This is a genomic window from Paenibacillus foliorum (assembly GCF_013141765.1).
GTDB lineage: Bacteria > Bacillota > Bacilli > Paenibacillales > NBRC-103111 > Paenibacillus_S > Paenibacillus_S foliorum.
This window is the reverse complement of sequence record NZ_WHOD01000055.1, coordinates 244,522-266,790: the sequence shown is the minus strand read 5'-3', so window position 1 is coordinate 266,790 and position 22,269 is coordinate 244,522. Positions and strand designations below refer to the sequence as shown.

The 22,269-nt window shown below is 42.3% G+C and carries 20 protein-coding genes and 2 pseudogenes; 5 read left to right on the top strand and 17 right to left on the bottom strand.

What is annotated here, in order from left to right:
• Nucleotides 1–52 precede the first annotated feature (52 nt).
• The gene (locus GC093_RS14425) at nt 53–1,429 is read right to left on the bottom strand and encodes an aminotransferase-like domain-containing protein (RefSeq protein WP_171652565.1); all 1,377 of its coding nucleotides are present in this window, start codon (nt 1,427–1,429) and stop codon (nt 53–55) included.
• A gap of 200 nt (nt 1,430–1,629) precedes the next feature.
• On the opposite strand from GC093_RS14425, the gene GC093_RS14420 reads away from it, so the two are divergent.
• Together GC093_RS14420 and GC093_RS14415 are read left to right on the top strand one after the other, a co-directional pair.
• Nucleotides 1,630–2,496 carry a DMT family transporter gene (locus GC093_RS14420; RefSeq protein WP_171652667.1) on the top strand — a complete coding sequence of 289 codons (867 nt, stop codon included), beginning with the start codon at nt 1,630–1,632 and terminating at the stop codon, nt 2,494–2,496.
• Nucleotides 2,497–2,657: 161 nt separating this feature from the next.
• On the top strand, nt 2,658–3,485 hold the full coding sequence (locus GC093_RS14415; RefSeq protein WP_216624630.1) for a helix-turn-helix domain-containing protein: 828 nt from the start codon (nt 2,658–2,660) through the stop codon (nt 3,483–3,485).
• Here GC093_RS14415 and GC093_RS14410 read toward each other — a convergent pair.
• The 8 genes and pseudogenes from GC093_RS14410 to GC093_RS14375 all read right to left on the bottom strand — a co-directional run bounded on the left by GC093_RS14410 (nt 3,482) and on the right by GC093_RS14375 (nt 9,967).
• Entirely contained in the window at nt 3,482–3,871 is a 390-nt protein-coding gene (locus GC093_RS14410) for a VOC family protein (RefSeq protein WP_171652564.1), read from the bottom strand. The genes GC093_RS14415 and GC093_RS14410 overlap by 4 nt on opposite strands.
• Before the next feature lie 472 nt (nt 3,872–4,343).
• Complete coding sequence (locus GC093_RS14405) at nt 4,344–4,553, bottom strand: hypothetical protein (RefSeq protein ID WP_171652563.1); 210 nt, start codon at nt 4,551–4,553, stop codon at nt 4,344–4,346.
• Nucleotides 4,554–4,679: 126 nt separating this feature from the next.
• Nucleotides 4,680–4,850, bottom strand: a pseudogene (locus GC093_RS14400) (GNAT family N-acetyltransferase); the annotation flags it as partial.
• The gene (locus tag GC093_RS14395) at nt 4,851–5,387 is read right to left on the bottom strand and encodes a shikimate kinase (protein ID WP_312886532.1); all 537 of its coding nucleotides are present in this window, start codon (nt 5,385–5,387) and stop codon (nt 4,851–4,853) included.
• A gap of 219 nt (nt 5,388–5,606) precedes the next feature.
• Nucleotides 5,607–6,788: a CapA family protein gene (locus GC093_RS14390; protein WP_171652562.1), complete on the bottom strand. Its 1,182-nt coding sequence runs from the start codon at nt 6,786–6,788 to the stop codon at nt 5,607–5,609.
• Between the two features lie 184 nt (nt 6,789–6,972).
• The gene (locus tag GC093_RS14385; protein WP_171652561.1) at nt 6,973–7,329 is read right to left on the bottom strand and encodes a DUF6463 family protein; all 357 of its coding nucleotides are present in this window, start codon (nt 7,327–7,329) and stop codon (nt 6,973–6,975) included.
• Nucleotides 7,330–7,718: 389 nt separating this feature from the next.
• Complete coding sequence (locus GC093_RS14380; protein WP_171652560.1) at nt 7,719–8,921, bottom strand: multidrug effflux MFS transporter; 1,203 nt, start codon at nt 8,919–8,921, stop codon at nt 7,719–7,721.
• Between the two features lie 392 nt (nt 8,922–9,313).
• Entirely contained in the window at nt 9,314–9,967 is a 654-nt protein-coding gene (locus tag GC093_RS14375) for a FusB/FusC family EF-G-binding protein (RefSeq protein WP_171652559.1), read from the bottom strand.
• A gap of 694 nt (nt 9,968–10,661) precedes the next feature.
• On the opposite strand from GC093_RS14375, the gene GC093_RS14370 reads away from it, so the two are divergent.
• Both GC093_RS14370 and GC093_RS14365 read left to right on the top strand, forming a co-directional pair.
• A complete protein-coding gene (locus tag GC093_RS14370; protein WP_171652558.1) occupies nt 10,662–12,002 on the top strand; it encodes an arsenic transporter in 1,341 nt (446 codons plus the stop codon).
• A gap of 35 nt (nt 12,003–12,037) precedes the next feature.
• Nucleotides 12,038–12,706, top strand: coding sequence for a YwrJ family protein (locus GC093_RS14365; RefSeq protein ID WP_171652557.1), 669 nt, complete (start codon nt 12,038–12,040; stop codon nt 12,704–12,706).
• A 316-nt stretch (nt 12,707–13,022) separates the two neighbouring features.
• Here GC093_RS14365 and GC093_RS14360 read toward each other — a convergent pair whose 3' ends face one another.
• The 7 genes from GC093_RS14360 to GC093_RS14330 form a co-directional block, all read right to left on the bottom strand.
• Nucleotides 13,023–13,916 carry a DMT family transporter gene (locus GC093_RS14360; protein WP_171652556.1) on the bottom strand — a complete coding sequence of 298 codons (894 nt, stop codon included), beginning with the start codon at nt 13,914–13,916 and terminating at the stop codon, nt 13,023–13,025.
• 172 nt (nt 13,917–14,088) lie between these two features.
• Nucleotides 14,089–15,213 carry an NADH-dependent flavin oxidoreductase gene (locus GC093_RS14355; protein WP_171652555.1) on the bottom strand — a complete coding sequence of 375 codons (1,125 nt, stop codon included), beginning with the start codon at nt 15,211–15,213 and terminating at the stop codon, nt 14,089–14,091.
• Nucleotides 15,214–15,520: 307 nt separating this feature from the next.
• Entirely contained in the window at nt 15,521–16,156 is a 636-nt protein-coding gene (locus GC093_RS14350; RefSeq protein WP_171652554.1) for an FMN-dependent NADH-azoreductase, read from the bottom strand.
• A gap of 78 nt (nt 16,157–16,234) precedes the next feature.
• Nucleotides 16,235–16,408: a hypothetical protein gene (locus GC093_RS14345; protein WP_171652553.1), complete on the bottom strand. Its 174-nt coding sequence runs from the start codon at nt 16,406–16,408 to the stop codon at nt 16,235–16,237.
• 186 nt (nt 16,409–16,594) lie between these two features.
• A complete protein-coding gene (locus GC093_RS14340) occupies nt 16,595–17,254 on the bottom strand; it encodes an alpha/beta hydrolase (RefSeq protein ID WP_171652552.1) in 660 nt (219 codons plus the stop codon).
• 29 nt (nt 17,255–17,283) lie between these two features.
• Entirely contained in the window at nt 17,284–18,309 is a 1,026-nt protein-coding gene (locus GC093_RS14335) for a phosphotransferase (RefSeq protein WP_171652551.1), read from the bottom strand.
• Nucleotides 18,310–18,534: 225 nt separating this feature from the next.
• Complete coding sequence (locus GC093_RS14330) at nt 18,535–20,484, bottom strand: PAS domain S-box protein (RefSeq protein WP_171652550.1); 1,950 nt, start codon at nt 20,482–20,484, stop codon at nt 18,535–18,537.
• Between the two features lie 325 nt (nt 20,485–20,809).
• Here GC093_RS14330 and GC093_RS14325 point away from each other — a divergent pair.
• A pseudogene (locus tag GC093_RS14325) lies at nt 20,810–21,936 on the top strand (L-dopachrome tautomerase-related protein).
• 108 nt (nt 21,937–22,044) lie between these two features.
• Here the strand turns inward: GC093_RS14325 and GC093_RS36405 are convergent.
• Nucleotides 22,045–22,179, bottom strand: a complete 135-nt coding sequence (locus GC093_RS36405) for a hypothetical protein (protein ID WP_281365239.1) — start codon at nt 22,177–22,179, stop codon at nt 22,045–22,047.
• Nucleotides 22,180–22,269: the final 90 nt, after the last annotated feature.

The window sequence follows — 22,269 nt, the reverse complement described above, 5'->3', positions numbered from 1 at the left end:
TTCTTGGTGATCATTGAGATCTCGTTTCCCGTTTTTTTTGTTGTTTTTCTACTCATAATCGAAAGAATGGCTTAGGGGAGCTGCTTGTATATTGGGCGCGCTCAAATTCTTCGGCAATGATGCGGATGCCCTCTTCAATAACTTGCTCATCGGTCCGAATGATGCTAAGGCGCAGCAAGTTAAGCTTGGGGAAAGATGAAAGGAATTGCTTATCGGTTGCCAGTACATCAACGCCACGATTTTCCAATCGCTTGACCAAATCTTCTGTATCAATGGATTCCGGAAGGTGTATTGAAGCAAAGAGCCCCCCGCAAATTCGGGTGGTATATAAGCACTCTTTGGGCAATAGTCGCTTTGAAATTTCCCCTAGATGTTTAATGCGGTGATTGTACATGGATTTCATTTGCTTCGCATGATGAGCATACATCCCGGACTTCATATAAATCTCGAGTACACCTTGAGAAAGCACCGAGGTGCTCAGATCCGCCGCATGTTTATGCCATTGGAGCAAAGGAATTAACGATGTTGGTACTGCGGCCGCGGCAATCCTTAATCCAGGCAACATCACTTTGGAAAAGCTTCTGAGATAAATGACATGACTAGCGCCATTATAAGCGTGAATAGGATCTGCTTTACTGTCTGTTTCCAAATCAGCAAGATAATCATCCTCAACTATGTAAACGTCATTGGCTTTGGCGAGTTCTGCAAGTCGCTGCTTGTCTTCCGCTGTGTAAGAAGTGCCTAACGGATTATGGAAGCGCGGAATTGTATAAAAAAACTTGATCATATTACTTTGAAAATAGCGCTCCAAAGCTACCCAATCAATCCCGTCAGGAGTTCTTTCGATGCCGATTACGGTTTGTCTTTGTGTATTAAGCGCAGCCAGCATTCCCCAGTACGTTGGTTGCTCGACCAGTATGTTTGTTTTTCCGTTTGGAAAAGGCATCCCGGCTAGAAGATGAAGAGCTTGCTGGGCGCCAGAAAATATAAAAACTTGCTGAGCCGAAGGAAAAACCTGTTGCTGCTGAAAAAGCTTCACGATCTCCTGGCGAAGAGAAAGCAAACCCTGTGGATCGGGATAAGTGAATATCGACGTCTCAAATAATTCCATCGCTTTGTTCAAGCATTGACGAAAGTCGATTTGCGGTATCGATGCGGGATCGGGAGCCGCTGATGCAAAATCGATTCGTTTTGTTTGCAGCAGAGGAAGAAGCGCTTCTTTGGCTACGACAAAATAACCACTCTTCGGACGTGAATAAATGAGATATTGATTTTCGAGTTCCTGATAAACACCAATAATTGTGTTGAGACTGCAACCGAACCTTTGGCTCTGCATACGGATGGAAGGCAGCTTCTGACCGGGTTTGATGAGACCATTGACTATGTCCGAACGGATGATTTGCTGAATGGATTCCTTTTTATTTTTCATAAATATGCCTCCAACTTGAATAACTTGATCATCTATCTGTACCCTTACAGATACACAATTGATCAATATACACAGTATTTTGTATCTACTATAATACAAAGAATCATACAGAAGTGCATTTAATAAATATTTTCGTACCTTGACATCTCAACGTGTCGAGTGCATTTTTGTATAAAAAATTTTTTTTTGAGGTGATTGTAATGAACAAAACGACAAGCGGCTGGATCAATGGTTTCCTGGGCGTGCTCATCTTCAGTGGCTCGCTACCCGCAACACGGTTGGCTGTGATGGATTTTGATCCGTTATTCCTCACCGTATGCCGTGCCGCTATTGCTGGGGTGTTAGCTGGAGTGCTTCTCCTCATCTTCCGGCAACAACGGCCTGTCCGAAGCGACATCATTCCGCTATTGTTAGTTGCACTCTGCGTGGTAGTAGGTTTCCCACTGCTGACAGCCTTGGCGCTTCAGTATGTCACATCCGCGCATGCAATTATCTACATTGGGCTTCTACCGCTTTCGACAGCGATCTTCGGCGTACTGCGGGGCGGTGAACGCCCGCGACTAACTTTTTGGATCTTATCAGCTCTAGGCAGCTCCCTTGTAGCAGGATTCGCCCTAACACAAGGGGCTACATCTTCGCCGGTCGGTGATGCGTTAATGCTGGCTTCTATCATCGTGTGCGGTTACGGTTATGCGGAAGGGGCACGACTCTCACGGAGGCTAGGGGGCTGGCAGGTGATCTCTTGGGCGCTCGTTCTCTCTCTTCCCGTTATGTCGCTGCTCTCGTTTTATTACATGCCGATTTCGTGGGCGGGTATCAGTGGTTCCGCACTCTTGAGCCTTGCTTATGTCTCCCTGTTCAGCATGCTCATCGGCTTTGTGTTCTGGTATCGTGGTCTTGCCCAGGGAGGTATAGCAGCGGTTGGGCAGTTACAACTCCTCCAGCCTTTCTTCGGCCTGCTACTTTCGGCTCTCGTTCTGCACGAGTCAATTGGTTGGCCTATCTTTATAGTAAATATCGGTGTCGTACTGTGCGTGGCGATCGCACGGCGATTTGCAGCAAAATAGTTTTCAACGTCAACTCCGATATCGCTATTAACGCCAACAGGCTGTCAAGAAACCTCGACAGCCATTTTTTATGTTTAATATATTTATTACGGCACTTCTCTAAGGCTATGTTATAATATTCGTACTAATACTCCTAAAACTGTTCTGCACTGGAGTGACCTATGATGCAATCGAAACTAGGCAAACCCATTGGACTATTAAATGTAAATATGGATTATCCTAAATTTTCAGTTTCCCGGTACTTACCCTCCGCCGATCTCAGCCATTTCATTGAGCATTACTGGGTTGTCTGCTGGGATCTTCGAGGGCAGGAACCGCACCTTCAGGAGACCTTGCCTCATCCTTCCGTTCATCTTGTGTTTGAAAGAGACAACTCGCGAATTGTGGGAGTTGTTAAAGGTAGATTTTCTGTGCTTCTTCAGGAACAAGGAGCCGTTTTCGGCGTCAAATTCCGGCCTGGAGCCTATTATCCCTTCCTGAAAAATTCCGTTTCAACCATAACGGACCGTACAATACCCTTCCTTGAAGCCTTCGGAATGAGCAGCCAAACGTTGGAACAACGGCTTTTTTCCATGGATACCGCAGAACAGATGATTCCTCTTGCAGAATCTTTTATTCGGGAACGGCTCCCTGAACCAGACACCAATGTCGAATTCATTAATACCATCGTTCAAAGCATTATCTCCGATAGAAGTATCGTTAAAGTTGATGACATTGTGCGCCGCTTTCCTATTCACAAAAGGCAGTTTCAAAACTTATTCCGTCAGTATGTGGGGGTCAGTCCCAAATGGATCATTCAACGCTACCGACTTCACGAAGCGGTAGAAAAAATGGCCGACGGCGATATTCCCGACTGGTCAAGGCTTGCTTTGGATCTCGGCTATTACGATCAAGCACATTTTATTAAGGATTTCAAATCAATCGTAGGTAAATCCCCAGAAACCTACACGAAATTGTTAAATGAACTAAACTCGGGCCACGACCGTTAAAGCGGGTGTTTATATAGTTCGATCACGTTTCCATCGGGATCGCGTAAATGGGCAACTCTGGCATTCCACGCCTGCCGATCATGAGGTTCGTTAAGGAGTACTACCCCTTTATCCTTCAAGCGGGCGCAAACCTCATCGACTTCATCCACTGCAAATGTAAGTAAGAATTTCGATTGTGGTTCTGCGCCGGTTGGAAGATACTCTTCCTCGATTACTTCAGCCATATTTTGACGCGAGAAAATTTCGATTTTGGTTTCGCCGGTATTAAAAGATGCGAACTGCATCTCCTCTGCGAAAAATCCCAGTGGAAACTCCATCACGTCTCTGTAAAATGCTACACTTTTATGAATATCCTTCACCAACAGTCTGATTTGCGACAATTTCATTTGTTCCACTACCTCCCTATACAAATATTGGCCAACCTGATAGTTCAAAGGTCTCCTAAACCCAATATAGCAAAATCACGGAAACTAGTATTGTAAAAACACGATAATAAATTGCCGCTACTTGTGGTATGGTTCAGCGCGTGTGATCATAAACTATTCTGCCCTTTCGTATAATGAGGGTGCCATCTTGGCGGGAGCCAGCTTGCAATGGTCAGAAAAATTTATTCCTGGTTTAGGATTTTATTTACCAACTATTACAAACACATTTCTTCTGGTGCCTTCATTAGACTGCCGTTCATCGGACCCGTTAAATCATTTTATTTTTTTACACCAATGTGTAAAAAGAAAACCACAAAACGACGATTAGTCGAATTGTGGTTAATAAGTTCTTACCGTGGGAGCTTCACTTCGAGCTTCGGATGCTTCTTAGGTGTACTTTTGCAGCACTCTCACTTGGGGGTGCATAAAGTGTTTAGGAAGTCGTGTCTTTACTATCTGATACTTTAGCCTGCAAATGCTCTAGTTGGGCTTTGTATAGCTCTTCTTTTGCTTCCTGAACGTCTTGCTCTCGATTGACATTACTATGTGTGGCTTCATTCAGCGTGTGGAGTGCATGATTCAGAGAATTTTGGGCTTGTGTCCTTTTACTTTGGTCTTGTTGGTTCGATTGTTGGTCAGTCATTGAGTGTTCCTCCTTAAAATTTTACAGCAAAGTTAATATGGTCAGAATGTTCATTTGTAATTCATATTATTTGGCTTTTATGCCGAATTGTTTATTAAGTGTAGCTGCTCTATATGCATTAAACGTCTCTGTCATCAGACGCACGATGCAATAGCAGTCGTCTGCGACTGACGGGAGATCGTATCCGGTGATTCCACATGTCAGCATAACAAATCCGACAGGCTGCTCATCCGCGTAAATGGCAAACGGAAATGGATGTCCCCCATTGGTTGCAAGGACATAACACGAAGCCACGTTTTACTTTCCGTTAGTTGAATTATCGCAATCACTTTCTTGTATTTTCTCAATAATTTCACTAACACATTGTTCTATATCCTTATTTGAGCAATCAAGAGTTTTATCACTATACTTAATATACAGAGGGACTCTTTCCTCATAAACGTCTTCAAGACTATTCCCTTTTTTTATTACAATGCCTCTGGTTGTTATGTTTATTAGTCTTCTTTTAATTTCTTCATATGGGACATGTAAATAAATAATCTGTCCACCCTGTTTAAGGACATTCATAGCTTTTTCTGAGTATATAACACTTCCACCAGTAGATATAATGCAATTTTTTAGTTGCAATTCAGACACAATTTTTTCTTCGACTTCCATAAATTTTTCGATACCATCATTATCAATTATATCTTGTAACAACCTACCTTCATGTTGTTGAATAACATTATCTGTATCCACGTAATCCATGCCTAAAGCTTTTGCAAGCCATACACCTAAAGTACTTTTACCAGCTCCAGACATACCTATAAGAACTATATTCATATTCTTCCTCACTTTTGTGATGCCTCCATTTTTCCCTTTAATTAATTCGAACTAAATTGCCCTTTAGCATAATGGGACTACCTATTTTTCGCGGCAGTCTTGTTCACGAAACTATTTTACCAGTATATAATAGTTACGTATGTAATTCAGAATATTCTCATAGCAGGATGTGATCCTTGAATAGATTTATATCTTCGATAAATTCATTTACCAGTTTATAACATTTCAGTATCATTTTGGATTCCTTTGATTGACGATATTTCCGGCTTCATCGATCGCTACGTCATAGGATATCGACATGAGGTAATGATACCTGTCCACCTTCGCTTGTTCATCCACTTTGATTATCTGGTCATTTTTTATGAAATAAGGAGAAAAGGACATCTTGATTTCTTTTCCTTTAAACGTCATATGTAAGATACCGGTCTCCGCATCATGCCCTCGGACATAGGAAGGAAATAAGAAGTTTCCGAGTGAATATGCCACGGGCTTCTCGTTATAATACTCAAAGCCTTGGAGCCAGTGTGGGTGCGACCCTACTATCGAATCTGCGCCTGCCTCAACCATTTGCTTCACATATTCTTTCTGATATTTCGCAGGAGTATTGGTTTTCTCCACGCCCCAGTGCAAGTACACAATCAAATAATCCGCATCTTCCTTTTGCTCAGTTATGGTGGAAATCACTTTATCTAATTGATAACCGGATGCCATTCCTGGTCTATTCTCACGGGCGTACCATTCTTCCGAGGGTAAGAAGCGGGAGAACGCGAGAAAACGAAACTTTTTACCTTTAATAATGACCTCTTTAGAAGAGTATGCAGCATGGGCATCCACCCCCGCGCCAACATAAGGTATGCCCTTCTCATCCAACGCTTTCATTGTATCCATTAAACCTTCGACTTTGTAATCTAAGACATGATTATTCGCAATGCTAACCAAATCAAAGCCCGCGACCTTTATACCATCCAATGTGTTTGCATCACTTTTTATGTAGAACAGTTGGCCTGGGAATTTATCCGTTCGGTCGGTGATGGCTGTCTCTAAATTCATGAAGGCAAAATCCGCTTTTAAAATCTCATGTTTGACTTGTTCAAATGGATAATGTACTCCGTGTTTCTGGAGGGTATCCCGAATGGACCAGTCGAACATGACATCACCGGCAAAGGCAATATCTATAGCGGGCTCTTCATACGAAGCAGTAGAAGGCTCTACATCTTCAGGTGAATCTGATGGTTTATTCACTTCAGTCAAGATAGAGCTTGGAAGAGGGAACGGAGATTGCTCTAAAGTAGATGGTTTAGCCGGTTCAACCGCTGTTGTTTTGCTTAAGGAAATAGCATCAGGCTGATTACAACCTCCCATGAGTGTAAAAACAAGGGGAATAAATAAGTAACAAACTGAACGACCAAACAACAAAACCCCTCATCCCATATGTGTGATAGGGAATTTATATTCGCCGCCTCCTAATAAATCACTAAAATTTCCTTTATATGATTACAAAATTCTTGATAAATAGGCTCAATTATCCTTGATTCATTAATTCTGACCAAAAGAAAAACCGCTTTCTCATTAGGCGATTACTTCTGAACTATAGATCTTACCTGCGTATGATAACGACTGCTTGCGGAATGACGAGCCAGAAGCCGGATACCGGCATAAAAAATACACCAATCAAGCTAAGTACTAACAGGTGAACGCCGACGAATTTGGGTACATCCGTCCCCTTGACCCGAATAAGCCAGTTCATTAAACGGGCAAGCATAAACAAAAGAAGACCAAACGATAAAAACCAGAAAGCGGCAGCTCTGTTGGCGTGAAGTTGGGGCTCAATCGCGTTTATAAAACCGTCACTCGCTATATCAGCGATCTGCTTCCAGTAAACGACAATTCCAACTACCGTATGTAACGCAGCTGTCCAAGCGAGCATCTCACCACTATATTTTTTTAATTTCACCTTATTCGTTGCTCCTCTGTTAATACAATGTAATGTTCACACCAGGGAAATAGGAATAATTACTTGAATTATAACATCGCGCAATGGTATAAATTTAGACATTAAGCCTTTAAAATAAGTCAAATATCGCATATGGTGGGTTAATTAATGTTACCTTTTTACGAGATACAAGCTAAGGATTTGAGGTTAACGGGTTTGACAGCCAACGCACATTTAATCGCATTTTCCATGCCAAATACGAGATGTCCCCAAGAGACTTCAAGACTAATTTTCGTAAATATATCCAATGAATCTTATTTATAAAATAATCTTATTGTCAAAAAATCAAAACCAGTCGGTCACTAAGCTAAAGTGCCAGACTGGTTTTCCATTTACCACATGCTACTAATTTAAGCTTCTCCACTTTGGCTTCTTCTTACTAGAAAGAAGTAAGCCAGCATGGCTGCGGAGCTCGTCAATAAAATAATTACGCCCAGAGGCACGGCAGTATCTTCACCCGCGATGCCGACTAGCGGAGAGACGACCGCTCCAAGCAAGAAGGGAATGACACCAAGTAGCGCAGCAGCGCTGCCTGCCATGTGCCCCTGGCTCTCCATTGCAAGCGGAAATGCTGCCGTTGATGTAATCCCGATTGCCGCTACGAAGAAAAACAGCGGAATTACCAATGCAAAAAGCGGTCCATGGACGATGGCTACCACTAAGACAGCGACGCTAGCAAAACAGGCAAGCCATAGGCCGAACAACAAAAAGGCGTGTTCGGATACGCGATGTGCCATCCGCCCGACCAGTTGGGAGCCGATGATCAGGCTGATGCCGTTCGATCCGAACAAAAGAGCGAATACGGTCGGCGAAGCCCCGTAAATATTTTGATAAATAAAGGGCGTTCCCGAAACATACGCGAAGACCCCCGCGATCATAATGCCCTGAGCCAGCATGTAGCCGACAAACTGGCGATCTCGCAAGAGCGATCCGTAGTTCCGCAGCTGCTGCACGAAATTACTGGGCCGGCGGCGATCAGATGGCAGAGTCTCCTGTAGCCTCCATTTTGTCATCGTCAATAGATAGATTCCCAGCAGTGCCAGCGCGATAAATACGCCGATCCAAGTAGTGAAAGAGAGAATCCCACTACCGGTAACCGGTGCCACCAGCGGACCCAAATTTCCGACAAGCAAGAGCAACGAGAAAAATTTTGTAAGCTCGTGACCGCTGAACAGGTCGCGTGCGATCGCGCGGGAAATGACAATGCCTGCCGAAGCGGCAAAACCCTGCACGAACCGGAATGCTATCAATAGCCCGATATTCGGCGAGAATGCACAAGCTAACGAGGCGGCGACATAAACGGCCATGGAAATAAGCAGCGGATTGCGTCTACCGTAGACGTCGCTCAGCGAACCCATGACGAGCTGGCCGATGCCGAGTCCGAGTAAACAAGCGGTCAGACTGAGCTGCACCAGCGAAGCTGTCGTATCGAATTGCTTTACAATCTCCGGGAACGCTGGTAAATACATATCGATAGTAAAAGGCCCGAGTGTCGAAAATAAACCGAGCAGCAAAGCTAGTCTAAACACATGCTGATTGTTCTTGTTGGTCATAATAAAGGGAATCTCCTATTCTTCATTCCATATCCAAGACTCTTGATCTCTATTTGTTGCTTTCGAATATGCACAAGATCCGGAAGTCGGCTTGTGCGTTTCGAAGCAGAGAGTCTGCTTTTCATCCTATCACAACTGTACGGATTCCGACAACAAAATTAGTGTGCGAACTGAATCCTAATATACGTTTATCCGCATTATCCATCATCCATATATCTATTAAATTTCATACAAAAAGCTCCAAATTCATCTATTTGTCCTAGATTTACTTGAATTGGGAGGTTTTAATATTAATGGTTATTTATTTGGCCATTCTTTGGTTTTCTAGGCTCGGAGCGGATAAAAAAAGAGGCGGCCAGAGCCGCCCCTTGATTTGCGTTGTGATCACGATTCTACCCTATAACCGAGTGAATAAATTTTTCCAACGAAGAAGCATCGGTCATGTTCTTGTTGCACTCATGGCCGTTCATGCATAAATAGTTGCCGACCGACTTGTAATAGTCAGACGAAGCATGTGCCGGCCTTTTTTTGGATATCGCCGAAAATAAGGCCAGCTCTTCGTATCTGTTGCATACGAAGCAATAGCTTTTCTTATTGATCGCAGTATATCTTCCTTCTACGCCGACGAATTGTCCCCCCAAATGATACACTATGAACATTTTATTGGTCGATATATCAGTCCAGCTCAGAAAGGAAACATAGCGAAAGTCGATCTGTGCGAGATCGGGCAGCTTCAGCTTCTTGTTTTTCGGGAAAAGCTTCCGGATCTGATTCTCGGTAATTTGCGGAAATTCGATCAGATTCGGCTCGAGCGCCTGCAAATATTTTTGAAAATCGTCTGACGTTTTCAAACCCGAATTCGGCTCCAACATCGTTTTCTGGTTGTCCGTTATCTCGGGAAACAGCTCCGCCACCTTGGTTTGTGCGCTGAAGCGGACGGATTCCAATATTTTTGGATCACTAACCGTTCGTAGAGCATGAAGCACGGAGTCTGCCTGGTTTTTGATAAGGTTATATTGATGGTTTCTAATAAATGGTTCGCACATGGACGTCAGCCCCTTATTTTTATTTTGGAAAGAAAATAAGGTGCAAAGCCAATATTAGAAACGATAGATGCTTATTCGGGCGATGTTTGCGAATCCTAGTCCAGCCCATACAAAGTATCGCCTCCAATTCAGGCTTTGCATGAGGCTTTGCCAATCCGGCAATCTCTGATTGCCATGAGTATCACATCCCGTTCTCAGTAATGTGAATATTATACCCGAACCGATGGACAAAATAAAGACAGCCACTGGGGATGGGAATTTTTTATATAATGTATATAAGTATCTCGCGAAAGAGACTCTTCATCGCACGAGCACCTAAAGGAACTCTGGGTTCTCCAACTTGTTAGAGGACGTAATCCATTAAGTTTATATGCGGCGCTCAGGGATCAATAGACCGATAGTATTTGAAACGAGTTTTCCTAAATTAGGAAACTCGTCTTTTTTTGTTTGAATGTTAGATGAAAAGAAAGGATAGGTCATTATACCAGGTTAATAGTGGAAAATTATAGAATTGGTTAGTCGGCTAGTCCCCTCTATGTTATTTAAACATATTATGCAAATGACACTATAAGTCATCTATAAGGGGAGGAAAAACAACTATGAAACCTAACCCGTAAGCAGTTCGTTCCGCTCACTAGAGAGATAGTAGAGATGATATTTAGGATCTTACTTTATCGAAAAGAGGTTGAATTAAATGCTGCAAGATTTCATGATTCCTATCACCATTCTGTCGTTTCTATGTACCATTACTTTTATTTTCTTGCATCCGAATATAAATGAATCTATTCCAGCAACAGTTGGCGCCCTATTGGTCCTCCTTAGCGGAAGTGTTACTTTATCTGATTTGGGTAAAATAACTGAAACCATAGGTGGAGCAGCCGTAACCATTATGGCAACGATTGTTATGGCCATTGTTTTGGAAAGTTTTGGATTCTTCAATTGGTCTGCTGAGAAACTTCTGGAACGGGCAAGAGGTTCAGGGATACGCCTTTTCTGGTACACAAACTTATTTTGTTTTCTGATGACCCTTTTTGTTAACAACGACGGAAGTATATTAATAACAACACCGATCTTACTCATGCTGCTTCATAAATTAGGTTTAAAAAACCATCAAAAAATTCCTTATCTACTATCCGGTGCTTTAATTGCAACAGCTTCTAGCGCACCTATTGGCGTAAGTAATATTGTAAATTTAATTGCATTAAAAATTGTTAATATGGACCTCTATATGCACACAGCGATGATGTTTGTTCCTGCTTCACTTGGTCTTGTAATCCTTACACTCCTTTTATATATCAGTTTTTATCGCGTAATACCTCGTAAACTACCAACAATTAATGCGGAATCCATAAATCAAACACATCCGCTGAAAGAAGTTTTGTCACCCATTCCGAGAGAGAATCAAGCCAAATTTATGCGGAATATCTTAATCTTTGTATTCAGCGTTCGTGTAAGTCTATTTGTTGCCTCTTTCATTCATTTTCCAGTTCCGTTGATGGCTGTTATCGGTTCTGCATTCCTGCTGGGATGGCGTTGGTATTATTTGAGAATTACACCTGCAGATATGATTAGAAAAACACCTTGGTATATACTCATCTTTGCCTTCAGTATGTATGTGATTATATACGGTTTGCATAATATCGGATTAACCCAAATGCTCATCCATATTATGCAACCTCTCATTTCTGGCAGTCTACTTCATGCAAGTGTAATGATGGGTATTCTGGTTTCTATTTTATCAAATTTATTTAACAATCATCCTGCTTTGATGGTAGGAACGTTAACCTTGACGAACATGGGTCTTGATCCTCTTACCTTAAAAATTTCTTATCTGGCAAGTGTAATTGGTAGTGATATCGGCTCCCTTCTTTTACCAATTGGAACACTTGCGACCTTGATGTGGATGCACATTATCAAAAAAGGAAAGGTGAAATTGAGCTGGCTCCAATACTTGAAGGTGACTTCTACGGTCATCCCAATCACTGTTATTTTCACGTTAGTCATTCTAGCGTTTTGGGTATCATGGATTTTTTAACTTGGTAGATATAATCATAACTGGAGGTTTTTTATATGCGTGCGCTTCAACAATTTGTTGGTCAACATGTGATCGTTGATATTTCAGGAAATAATATTTGTAAAGGTAAATTAATCGATTTAGGGTTGGATATTATGGTCATTGTCAACGAACAACAGTTTTATTATATCCCCTTAGTCAACGTGCAGAATGTAAAATTGAATTCAGAGTCTAGTACGGAACCAGAAAATAGATCTGATGCAACGCCAATCGATTATCAAGCCGATAGTCTCTCATTTCGGAAGATATTAAATGCTGCAAAAGGACAATTTGTAGAAATTTATGTAACTGGCAATAAAACGATCCATGGTTATTTAACCAGTATTATGAATGATTATTTCGTCTTCTACTCTCCTGTCTATAAAGCCATGTTTGTCTCTATGAACCACTTAAAATGGTTAATCCCGTATCACTCAAATCACACACCCTATTCGCTTAATAACCAATCACTTCCTTTGAGTCCTATCAATATAACTTTATCAAGAACTTTTGAAGAACAGTGTAAAAAGCTTGAAGGAAAAATAGTTGTTTTTGATCTTGGAGATAACACGAAAAAAATAGGCTTCCTTCAGAAAGTGGATAGTGATTTCATAGAGCTAATAAATGCCAATGGAGATAAAGTATTTTGGAATCTTCAGCATTTAAAAACGGTATATACAACATGATTGTTGAAGTATCTTTCTTTGAAATAAAAAAAACGACCTTCAATGGGAAGGTCGATCGAAAAAAGGTTGAATAATGCAATAATGCACATTTCATATTATGAAACTATGGACTTAAAAGTTTGGGTGTCTAACTAGACGTAAAAAAGGTGGCTTTTGTTTCCTTTTTTACGTCTAGTTAGACATTGCTACATACACTCTCCCACTAGGAATGCTTCCCGCTAGCTGAGAGAAGTGCTAACATATGAAAGCTACCCCTTCCAAATAGTCAGGACGCAAAAAACTGGAGCTTGTAAGCTCCAGTCGCAGTACAACACTATTATTTGTTCTTTAAATAGAGCTTATTTGGTGTCCGGTTTACGAAATAAATACTGATCAGAATCAATACCAAACCGGACAGAAGCGTAAAGGTCAACGGTTCATGAAGAAATAGGCTGCCAATCAGGATGGCCACAATCGGAATAAGAAAGGTGTACGAAGCGACCTTACTGGCCTCTCCGGAATCAATCAGCTTATAGAACACAAGCCAGCCGATCGCGATGACAAACAACGAAATAAACAACAGACACAGGACAAAAACCGGCTTCCAGACGATAGCGGACCAGCTCTCCACACTAGAACCCACGAGCGACATAAACAGTCCACCGGCAATCAGTTGAAACGTCACGAGCCAGATCGGATCCACGCGCGTACTCTTTTTTTTCACATAAACCGTTCCTATCGCCCAACTGAGCGCTGAGCCTAAGGCAAGCACAATTCCCGTCATCGAAATATGACCCGATAAACCGCCTGAGGATATAATACCGACGCCGGAAAAACCGAGGATGAGTCCTACTATTTTCAAGCCGTACATCGACTCCCCAAGCCATATCCATGAAAAAATGCCTACCAGCACAGGCTGCAGAAACACGATCGCTGAGAACAGTCCTGCCGGCAAATAATTCAGACCGATCGTCTGCAGACCATAATACAACACCACATTAAATAGAGCGGACAGCAAATAAATGCTCCATGTTTCTTTAAAATGCAACTGTTTATATCTCGGCAGGGCGACAACCAACAAAAAAAGGCCGCCTAGTAAAGTTCGGAGTCCCGAAAAGAGCACCGGTGGCGTGTAGGTCAGCGCAATTTTGGATAAAGGCCAATTCACTCCCCAGACAGTGACTAGAAAGATGGTTAAAATAATCGTTTGCGTCCGCGACAGTTTCCCCAAGATGGTTTCTCTCCTTAAGAAACGAATGTTTCTCTCTATAATTAAAAAAAGCTTCTGATCGAAGCCGCATTGCATCATTATATCAAAATCCGGATTGAAGTCCTTTAAAAGTAACAAAATAAGCTAAGTCGGGCTATATGCAGCTCCCTTAGCTTATTCGCTCCTGATTAGCTTATACGACTGGAAACCAGCCTGGGGTATGGATGATAGCCTGCCACAGAGGATCCGGAATGACTAGACGCTCCTGATCATCTTTCGTTAGCGTAGTTTTGATTTCTGATTCACGTCCATCCGCTACTTTCTTGACCCAGTCCGGTTCTATGATGAGTTCGCGGCCCAGCGCAATCAGAGGAACGCCCGTTTGCATGGCTTTCATTGCATCATCTGCCGTGTGAATCGAGCCTACGCCCATCACCGGTACCCGTTGTCCGACACGTTCTTGAATCCACTCGATACGGGTTTTGCTGTCGTCAACACCGCGTCGTCTCGGATTGGACCAAAAATCCATCAACGATACGTGGATGTAGTCGAGATTTTGCTCCGCTAAAGCATCCACCAGCTTTAATGTATCGTCCAAATCAATTCCCGGCGTTTCAACCTCTTCCGGAGAGAACCGGTAGCCAACAACAAACGGTTGTTTAGCGTGTTCTTTCACAACCCGTTTAACTTCTTCAACAACGGCTAAAGGAAAGGCCATCCGTTTTTCCAAGCTGCCGCCCCAGCGGTCTTCACGGCGGTTAGAATGCGGCGAGAAAAACTGCTGAATCAGGTAACCGTTCGCGCCATGGATTTCAACGCCATCATATCCAGCTTCAATCGCCCGTCTTGTCGTTTCCCCGAAATCATGGATGATCGCTTCAATCTCCTGCTCCGTCAACGCTCTTGGAAGGATACTTCCTTCCTTTTCAGCAGCAATGGCGCTTGCGCTCACGACATCGCCGTTGGGCACTAGAGTTTCCGGCGCCATACGGCCGGCATGAAATATTTGCAGAACCGCTTTTGCTCCTTGTTCCTTGATCGTTGCAGCCAAACGCTGCAAGCTTGGAATCATTTCATCACTGTCGCCCGCGAATTCACCGGGAAATCCTTTGCCGTTCGGGGTAACAAAGGTGCAAGCCGTAATGACCATGCCTACACCACTCGATCTGCGTGCATAGTACTTCAATTCTGAATCCGTAACCGTTCCATCTTCGTTTGAAGAAAAGTTGGTCATCGGAGCCATCACGATTCGGTTTTTCAGCTGAACCCCGCTTCGCAAGCTAAACGTATCAAAAAAAGGATTGTATTTGTCATTCATGAATGTATTCCTCCAAAGTCAATAATTGTGCAAGTCCTTATAAAACCATACCTTAAAATGCGCCGTTCAAATGAATTCAATCACACTACGTTTAACTGGAAGAAACTAATCTATAATCTTTTTAGTAACAGTTACTCCAAAAAAATAATCAACGCATTGCTTGAATACTGTAATTATAATGATAACAGTTTGAAAAATCAACCTCTTTTTTTCAAGCTTCTCATAAAGGTCGCTTAGGCGACATCCTATCAACAACAAAAGACCAGGTGTTGGTAACGACCTGATCATTTCCATTTAAACCTGACTATTAGAAACGCTTTGCCGCCTCTTTTGCTTTTGCGATGGCTTTTTCTTTAATGGATTCCGCTTGGTCGGGCTTAGCCGCCATGCCTTCAACAAAGATGCCTTCAAAGGAAGGAACACCGTGGAATTGCATGATTTTATTTAAGTAGCTGTGACCACTTTCAAAACCGGCAGCAGGTCCCTCGGAGTAAACTCCGCCGCTGGCTTGAATATGAATGGCCTTTTTATCCGTAAGTAAACCGACAGGCCCGCTTTCCGTATATTTGAACGTTTTACCGGCAATGCAGATCGCATCAATATATGCTTTTAAAATCGGTGGAAACGAAAAATTCCACATGGGAGAAACGAAAACATATTTATCTGCAGCCACGTATTGATCCACAATCTCATTCAGTCTTCCGATTTTGGTTTTCTCCGGCGCCGAAAGCTGATCGAACGAAGTACCCGATCTCAGTTTTCCCCACCCGCTAAACACATCTGCATCAATATGAGGAATATCCTGCTTGTACAAATCCAGCGTAATGACTTCATCCTGCTGATTAGCTTCACGGTAAGCTTCAATGAATTGTTTTCCTACCGCCATACTGAACGACGTTTGATGATCATGAGGATGTGATGTGATGTAAAGTACAGTAGCCATTCGTCGGTAACTTCCCTTCTGTATCCATGATGTTCAATCTATTTATCAGCTTCTCGAAAAAATAAACAAGCCCTCGGTTCAGGCATTACTATGATCCCCGAAAGGATTCATACTTATGAAACGGCGCCATTCGTCCTTATTAACCGGTACTTCTTGAGGCCCTGCCTGCATACCCTCTGCGATTTCTTCCGCAAACTCGGCATGGGTGGAGCCGTCGAAATATTGGGGAACATCATTTTCACGCTTCTGCATATGTCTTCACCTCCTTGCATAACTCAAGTACGCTAAGCTATATCATTTACATAAAAATTTATGATCATTCCTACAGATGAGTATGCGGCAATCGATTTTTATATTTGGCTCTAATCGAAATAGTTTAAAACAAATAAAGCTGCAGGAATACCGGATCATCTACGGCATTACTGCAGCTTCCCTCTTTTATTTTCCTTCCTGACGAAGGCCAGCGTCCTCATACAGCCAGTTCACGAAATCGCTTTGGTTTTCCTGCGACACCCCATGATCCGTCGGATAGGTGTGAAAGGTAACGTGTGGCGTCCTGCTTTGCATATAAGCCGCCGTTTCTTTTCCGATCCGAATCGGAAATACCGAATCATACTCTCCATGGGAAACGAACACGGACACATTTTGTATGCTTTGCAGCGGGTACTCGGTCTTCACAAAATCTGGAACGTATCCGTTTAGAGCGACAATCCCTTTGATTTGCTCTCCCATGATAAGAGCCAGCGTCACGGAAAGAATGGCCCCTTGGCTGAAACCGAGCAAATAACGCCGCAACGGATCAATCGGGTATTTATCCGTTGCGTATCGAATCATATCTTCTAGCTGCTGTATGGCCTTGTCAAACAGCTCACGAATCGGATTTCCAAGACTCTTCAGTTCATAATATTGAAATCCTGTACCTAATCGAAGATCTCCCCGAATGGCGATAATGATAAAATCATGGAGAAGCGGCTCTACCAAAGAAAGCATATTTTTTTCATTTGATCCTTTACCATGAAGCGTGAAAATGGCCGGGTAGTTCTTCTTAGGGTCGAAGTCAGGTGGCATGTGAATTTCATAAACATAAGACGGCTGCATATTTATTCTCCTTCAAGTTGACGTTATGGCTATTTTGCTCTGTTCCTATTTGATTCATTTAAGTGAACTAGAGGGGGTTGTGGCAGATTAAGTACTTTCGCAGCCCATTCAAGTGCCGGTCCTAGCTGCAAACACTGGACTTTTCTGAGCCTAGGGAGAGCTGGTATAGGTGGTTTCCCCGCTCGGCTAGCGAAGAATCCAGCTATAGCAGCTGCAGCGGCTCGTTCGGCATATGCAGGAAATCTTACGCCCTCACCATCCATAACCTCTTTGTATACAGGCAGAAGAAAATCTGCTGTGGGTCCTCCTTCTGCCGTCACACTCGGAAAGAAGAACAGAACATCGAGTATTAATGGACCTCTACACACTGAAGCCCAGTCAAATAAAACGAGCTTACCATCCTTGAATCGAAGATTGTCCGAACGTATATCTTTATGAATCAAACCCCAAGGCTGATTAGGGTTTATCAATTCTGACTCAGCAGTAATAAGTCTATCCAGCGCATCATTAAGCCAAGCCTCAGCTCGGCTTCTCTCCTGTCGGAACAGTCCTAAGAAGTAGTCTGCTTCGACGGGATTATTTCGAATAGTCTGCCAGTTGTCAGTTAAACCTTTAGTCTGTATCTGTTCAACCTCCCCCTCCTCGGCCATACCACGCAGATGAAATTGTGCAATATCATGGACAGCCTGAACGGCTAGTTTATCGGTCCAGGGCGGGACCTTAATGACTTTTCTTAAGTCCTCTAGCAAAAGGAGGTGCCAATCGTTAACTATAACTGACCCCAAATATGCTGGTGATAGGGGACGGATCGCATTAATATTTCGATACGCCGATTCTTCCAGTGGAATAGCTTTCCTAATTTCTAAGTTTGCCCCCTTTCCAGCCCCCTTAGCAAAAATAGTCCGGCCGTCTTCAAGATAGAGGCGAAAAGTAGCACTAGGCCCGTATCCACCAAAAACGCGATTTGCTTTGCGTATCGGGGAGCCTACTAGCGATTCGATCTCCTTTCTCAATTCGATTGATGTATCCGTCCAAAATGGTTTAGGTTCACGCAAAGAACCCACCTCTTCCTAAGATGTTTTTGGAAAATCAGGGTGCAATCCGATCGTTTATCAGATTAGAAAATGCGGAGGTGTATATTGCTAATCTGACCACTCGCTGAGCAAAATGAGCAGTCTGCCGTGGTGGCACCTGCTCATTTCAACTCCTTATAGCGCTATCTTCTTGTCCTCTTACATGTTTGTTGTGGTGCCATCTTTCCGATGACTGAACTTCTCCAACTAATTGTTTCTTAGTTTGAACTTATCTATTATTCCTGATATTGCATGAATACTCACAGGCTTGCTTACATATTCATCCATACCTTCGGCTATATATTTCTGGCAATCGCCTTTAATGGCATGTGCAGTCACCGCCACGATATACGGCCTTTTCTTATTAGAACTAGTAGCTGCAATCTCCTTAATGGCCTTAGTGGCTTCTAATCCATCCATCCAAGGCATTTGAATATCCATAAAAATAATATCATATGGATACTGCTTAACCGCCTCTAAGGCGTCTTTTCCATTGTGGACTAAGGTAGCTGTATAACCAAGCTTCTCAACCATTTTCTTCAATACAACTTGATTCACTTCATTATCTTCCGCTATCAGAATTTTTACGGAGTGTTCTGCAGGGTTTTCCATGGAATTATCCTGCTGGATCGACATATCAAATTGCATTGATTCTAAGTGAGGTTGTATTTGAAAGTTAGCTGTAAATAGAAAGGTTGATCCCGTATGGTCTGTTGAGGATTCATGCCAAATTTCGCCGTCCATTAGATGAACAAGCTTTTTGCAAATAGCTAATCCTAATCCGGTTCCTTCCGTCTTACGTGTCATAAAATGATCCACCTGATAAAAGGGTTCAAATAAGTGGATAACCTTTTCTTTAGGCACACCGATCCCTGTATCTTTGATCCCAAACTTAAGACGTACCGTATCTAGTTCTTGCGAGATGTTCTCCACTGAGATCGCAATCGCTCCATTAGGTGTAAATTTTATGGCATTGCTAAGTAAATTCATTAGCACTTGTCTCAGCTTAGTAGCATCGCCATGAACTATGTTTGGAACATAAGGACAGACCGATGTGGTAATCTCCAAATTTTTCTCAAGAGCTTTTGACATAAACATATATAGTGATTCTGATAAAATAGCCCTCACGTTAAATGGTTCTTCAATTAATTCGGTCTTTCCTGATTCAATTTTGGAAAAGTCTAAAATATCGTTGATAATCGTAAGCAGCGTATCGCCGCTTTGTTTAATAACTTGTACGTATTCAATCTGCTCTTTATCTAAATTCGTTTCTAAAAGTACATCTGTCATTCCAATTACGCCGTTCATAGGGGTTCGAATCTCATGGCTCATCATGGCTAAAAAATCGCTTTTAGCTTTATTCGTCTTTTCAGCGGCTTCTTTCTCAATAATCAGCTTCTTCTGTTCAGTCATGTCCTTCGCGATAATGTAAAAACCTACAATCTTGGCTTGTATAATAATAGGAGCTAAAGTAACGAGGACTTCAACCGTACAACCATCCTTATGTTTGATATCATTTATATCTTTTTCAATTCGTTCAATAGTTGTATGATCTTTTAAGGTTAAAAGCAATTTGGCAAGATTGTTTTCCCCAATTAATTTGGAAATAGTCCCTCCGATCATTTCTTCAATGGTATATCCGGTTAGATGCTGAGCCATATTATTCCCATTTATAATTATGCCGTCCAGTCCAAAAGAGATGATGGCATCATGATTGTATTTTTTTAACGAAGTATAACGTTCTATACTTTCCTGAAGTTTTAGCTCTGCAAGCTTATTTTTTGTTACATCTATAATTTGTGTAATGAAGTACAGAGGTTGTCCATCGTTTTCATCACGGACTAGTGAAACATGTAATGAAGTCCATACTATATGGCCATTTTTATGAAAGTATCGTTTTTCTATTTCAAAAAAGGAAATAGCTCCATCCAATAAGTCTCTTATTAATCGCTCGGTATTGCCTACATCGTCAGGATGACTGAATTCATCTGCCGTTAATATCAAGAATTCTTCTTCTGAATATCCAAGAATATTACACACCGTAGGATTAACATGGGTCCATTTTTGTTCCAACGATATTAAGGCTATACCAATTGGGGAATTTCTATAAATATGTTCAAATAAAGTTTGGGAATTGTACACCTTAAACTCCTGCAACCTTAACTCCTCCTCGTCATCCCATCTTTCGATTTTCAATAGGCGCATAGGCTTTCGTATACTCTTACTCTAGTTTAACATAAAAACTATGTAATTTATTAACAATTGATATTACTGGTGCCTTTCCCTGAAAAATGCTTCTATACTGGAATCGTCACCTACTATCGCTATAGGCATATATTTATTAGATCATTATGATCACTTGTAGCTAATTAGCGGGAGGAAGTATATGCAATATTTGTATGGTCAAGCTTAGTGTCAGCAATCTCCTTACCAGCTGGAGAATCACATTACAAAAGCTGCCTGCCGAATCGGACACTATCAAATGATCTTTCATTGGAACCGATTGGACTGGAACTTTCCAGACCTCAACATGAAGCAAAATTTTGAAACGAACCAATATTGGAAAAAGGCAATGCCTGCCGGAGTAAAAGTAGACCAGCAAGGCCATTATTATGTCTCGGTGCCTCGCTGGGCTGAGGGTATTCCTTCCACCATGAATCGAATCGTTATTAAAGACGGGAACCCATTACTGGAAGCTTTCCCGAGTTGGGAATGGAATCAAGCGGGGAAAGTAAATGTTCTCCAATCCGTTTTAGGATATGAAATCGATGAATATAACCGGATGTGGTTGCTGGATCAAGGAAAGATAAACTACGCCCCTTCCCCGGAAGGGTATCAGAAGCTGATCGTCTGGGATTTGAATACCAATCGCATGATGACTCCATTGTTATTCCAAATGAGATTGCACCGTATCGGGCCTCTTTTTTAAATGATGTGGTTGTGGATAATAAGAACGGTTTTGTCTATATTACCGATTCTGGTTGCGGTTGGTCGGATTACCCGATTGACGGCGGAATTATTGTGTACAACATGAGAACGAGGACACTCCGGCGGGTACTTGATCGCCATTTCAGTACACAGGATTTTCCAGATTTTCAATTCGATATTGGCAATAAGCCGGTATTCAGAAATAAGCCCATTCGTATTGGAGCCGATGGCATCGCTTTATCCGCTGATCGCTCTACCTTATATTATTGCCCGGTATCAGGGCGTAATCTCTACGCGATAAATACTTCGTTGTTAAGGAATTTTAATATGCCCCCGGAGGAAATTAAGCAGGCTGTTAGGGCCGTCGGCAGTAAGCGCACGACAACCGATGGAATGCACGCGGATAATAAGGGGAATGTTTTTTACACTATGCTCGAAGGCAAAGGTGTGGGCTTCCATAGACCATTCGAAAATACATTCCGTGATTTTATATCTGATGATCGGATGCTTTGGGTGGACGGGGTCGCATTTGATCAACAGGGATCTATTTACTTTAACAACAACCGGCTTCACGAGATGTTTGGGGACTACGAGATCGATTGGACTTATCCCTACAATCTAATTATTTGGAAAGCGTTTGTTGGACACGGAGTAAAGTCGTATTTATACGCAGACTCATAGCCTATGGGTGACAATCTCTAAATTAAGCATAGAAGAATAGGCTTGAAACAAAATGGCCCCGCAGATGACATGATCGTCTTGCGGAGCTATTTTTGTTCGCACGTAAGGTTACGGCTTAACAATATCAACGACAATTTCGTAGGAACGAAGGCGTGCCTTATGGTCAAACACCTGGGCGATGACCATCATTTCGTCGGCCTGACGAAGACAATTACTGTAATGAAATCTATGCCCTTGACTCATTGTAAGAATCCCATTGATCTATTCATATTAAAGTAACATTCCAGTTCACCGGGCTTTCTATTCTCACATAAAAAAGTGGCTGTCCCTCTG

Coding starts and splice junctions, on each gene's coding strand:
- GC093_RS14425 (WP_171652565.1), bottom strand. CDS start 1,429: ATGAAAAATAAAAAGGAATCCATTCAGCAAATCATCCGTTCGGACATA.
- GC093_RS14420 (WP_171652667.1), top strand. CDS start 1,630: ATGAACAAAACGACAAGCGGCTGGATCAATGGTTTCCTGGGCGTGCTC.
- GC093_RS14415 (WP_216624630.1), top strand. CDS start 2,658: ATGATGCAATCGAAACTAGGCAAACCCATTGGACTATTAAATGTAAAT.
- GC093_RS14410 (WP_171652564.1), bottom strand. CDS start 3,871: ATGAAATTGTCGCAAATCAGACTGTTGGTGAAGGATATTCATAAAAGT.
- GC093_RS14405 (WP_171652563.1), bottom strand. CDS start 4,553: ATGACTGACCAACAATCGAACCAACAAGACCAAAGTAAAAGGACACAA.
- GC093_RS14380 (WP_171652560.1), bottom strand. CDS start 8,921: ATGACCAACAAGAACAATCAGCATGTGTTTAGACTAGCTTTGCTGCTC.
- GC093_RS14375 (WP_171652559.1), bottom strand. CDS start 9,967: ATGTGCGAACCATTTATTAGAAACCATCAATATAACCTTATCAAAAAC.
- GC093_RS14370 (WP_171652558.1), top strand. CDS start 10,662: ATGCTGCAAGATTTCATGATTCCTATCACCATTCTGTCGTTTCTATGT.
- GC093_RS14365 (WP_171652557.1), top strand. CDS start 12,038: ATGCGTGCGCTTCAACAATTTGTTGGTCAACATGTGATCGTTGATATT.
- GC093_RS14355 (WP_171652555.1), bottom strand. CDS start 15,213: ATGAATGACAAATACAATCCTTTTTTTGATACGTTTAGCTTGCGAAGC.
- GC093_RS14350 (WP_171652554.1), bottom strand. CDS start 16,156: ATGGCTACTGTACTTTACATCACATCACATCCTCATGATCATCAAACG.
- GC093_RS14345 (WP_171652553.1), bottom strand. CDS start 16,408: ATGCAGAAGCGTGAAAATGATGTTCCCCAATATTTCGACGGCTCCACC.
- GC093_RS14340 (WP_171652552.1), bottom strand. CDS start 17,254: ATGCAGCCGTCTTATGTTTATGAAATTCACATGCCACCTGACTTCGAC.
- GC093_RS36405 (WP_281365239.1), bottom strand. CDS start 22,179: ATGAGTCAAGGGCATAGATTTCATTACAGTAATTGTCTTCGTCAGGCC.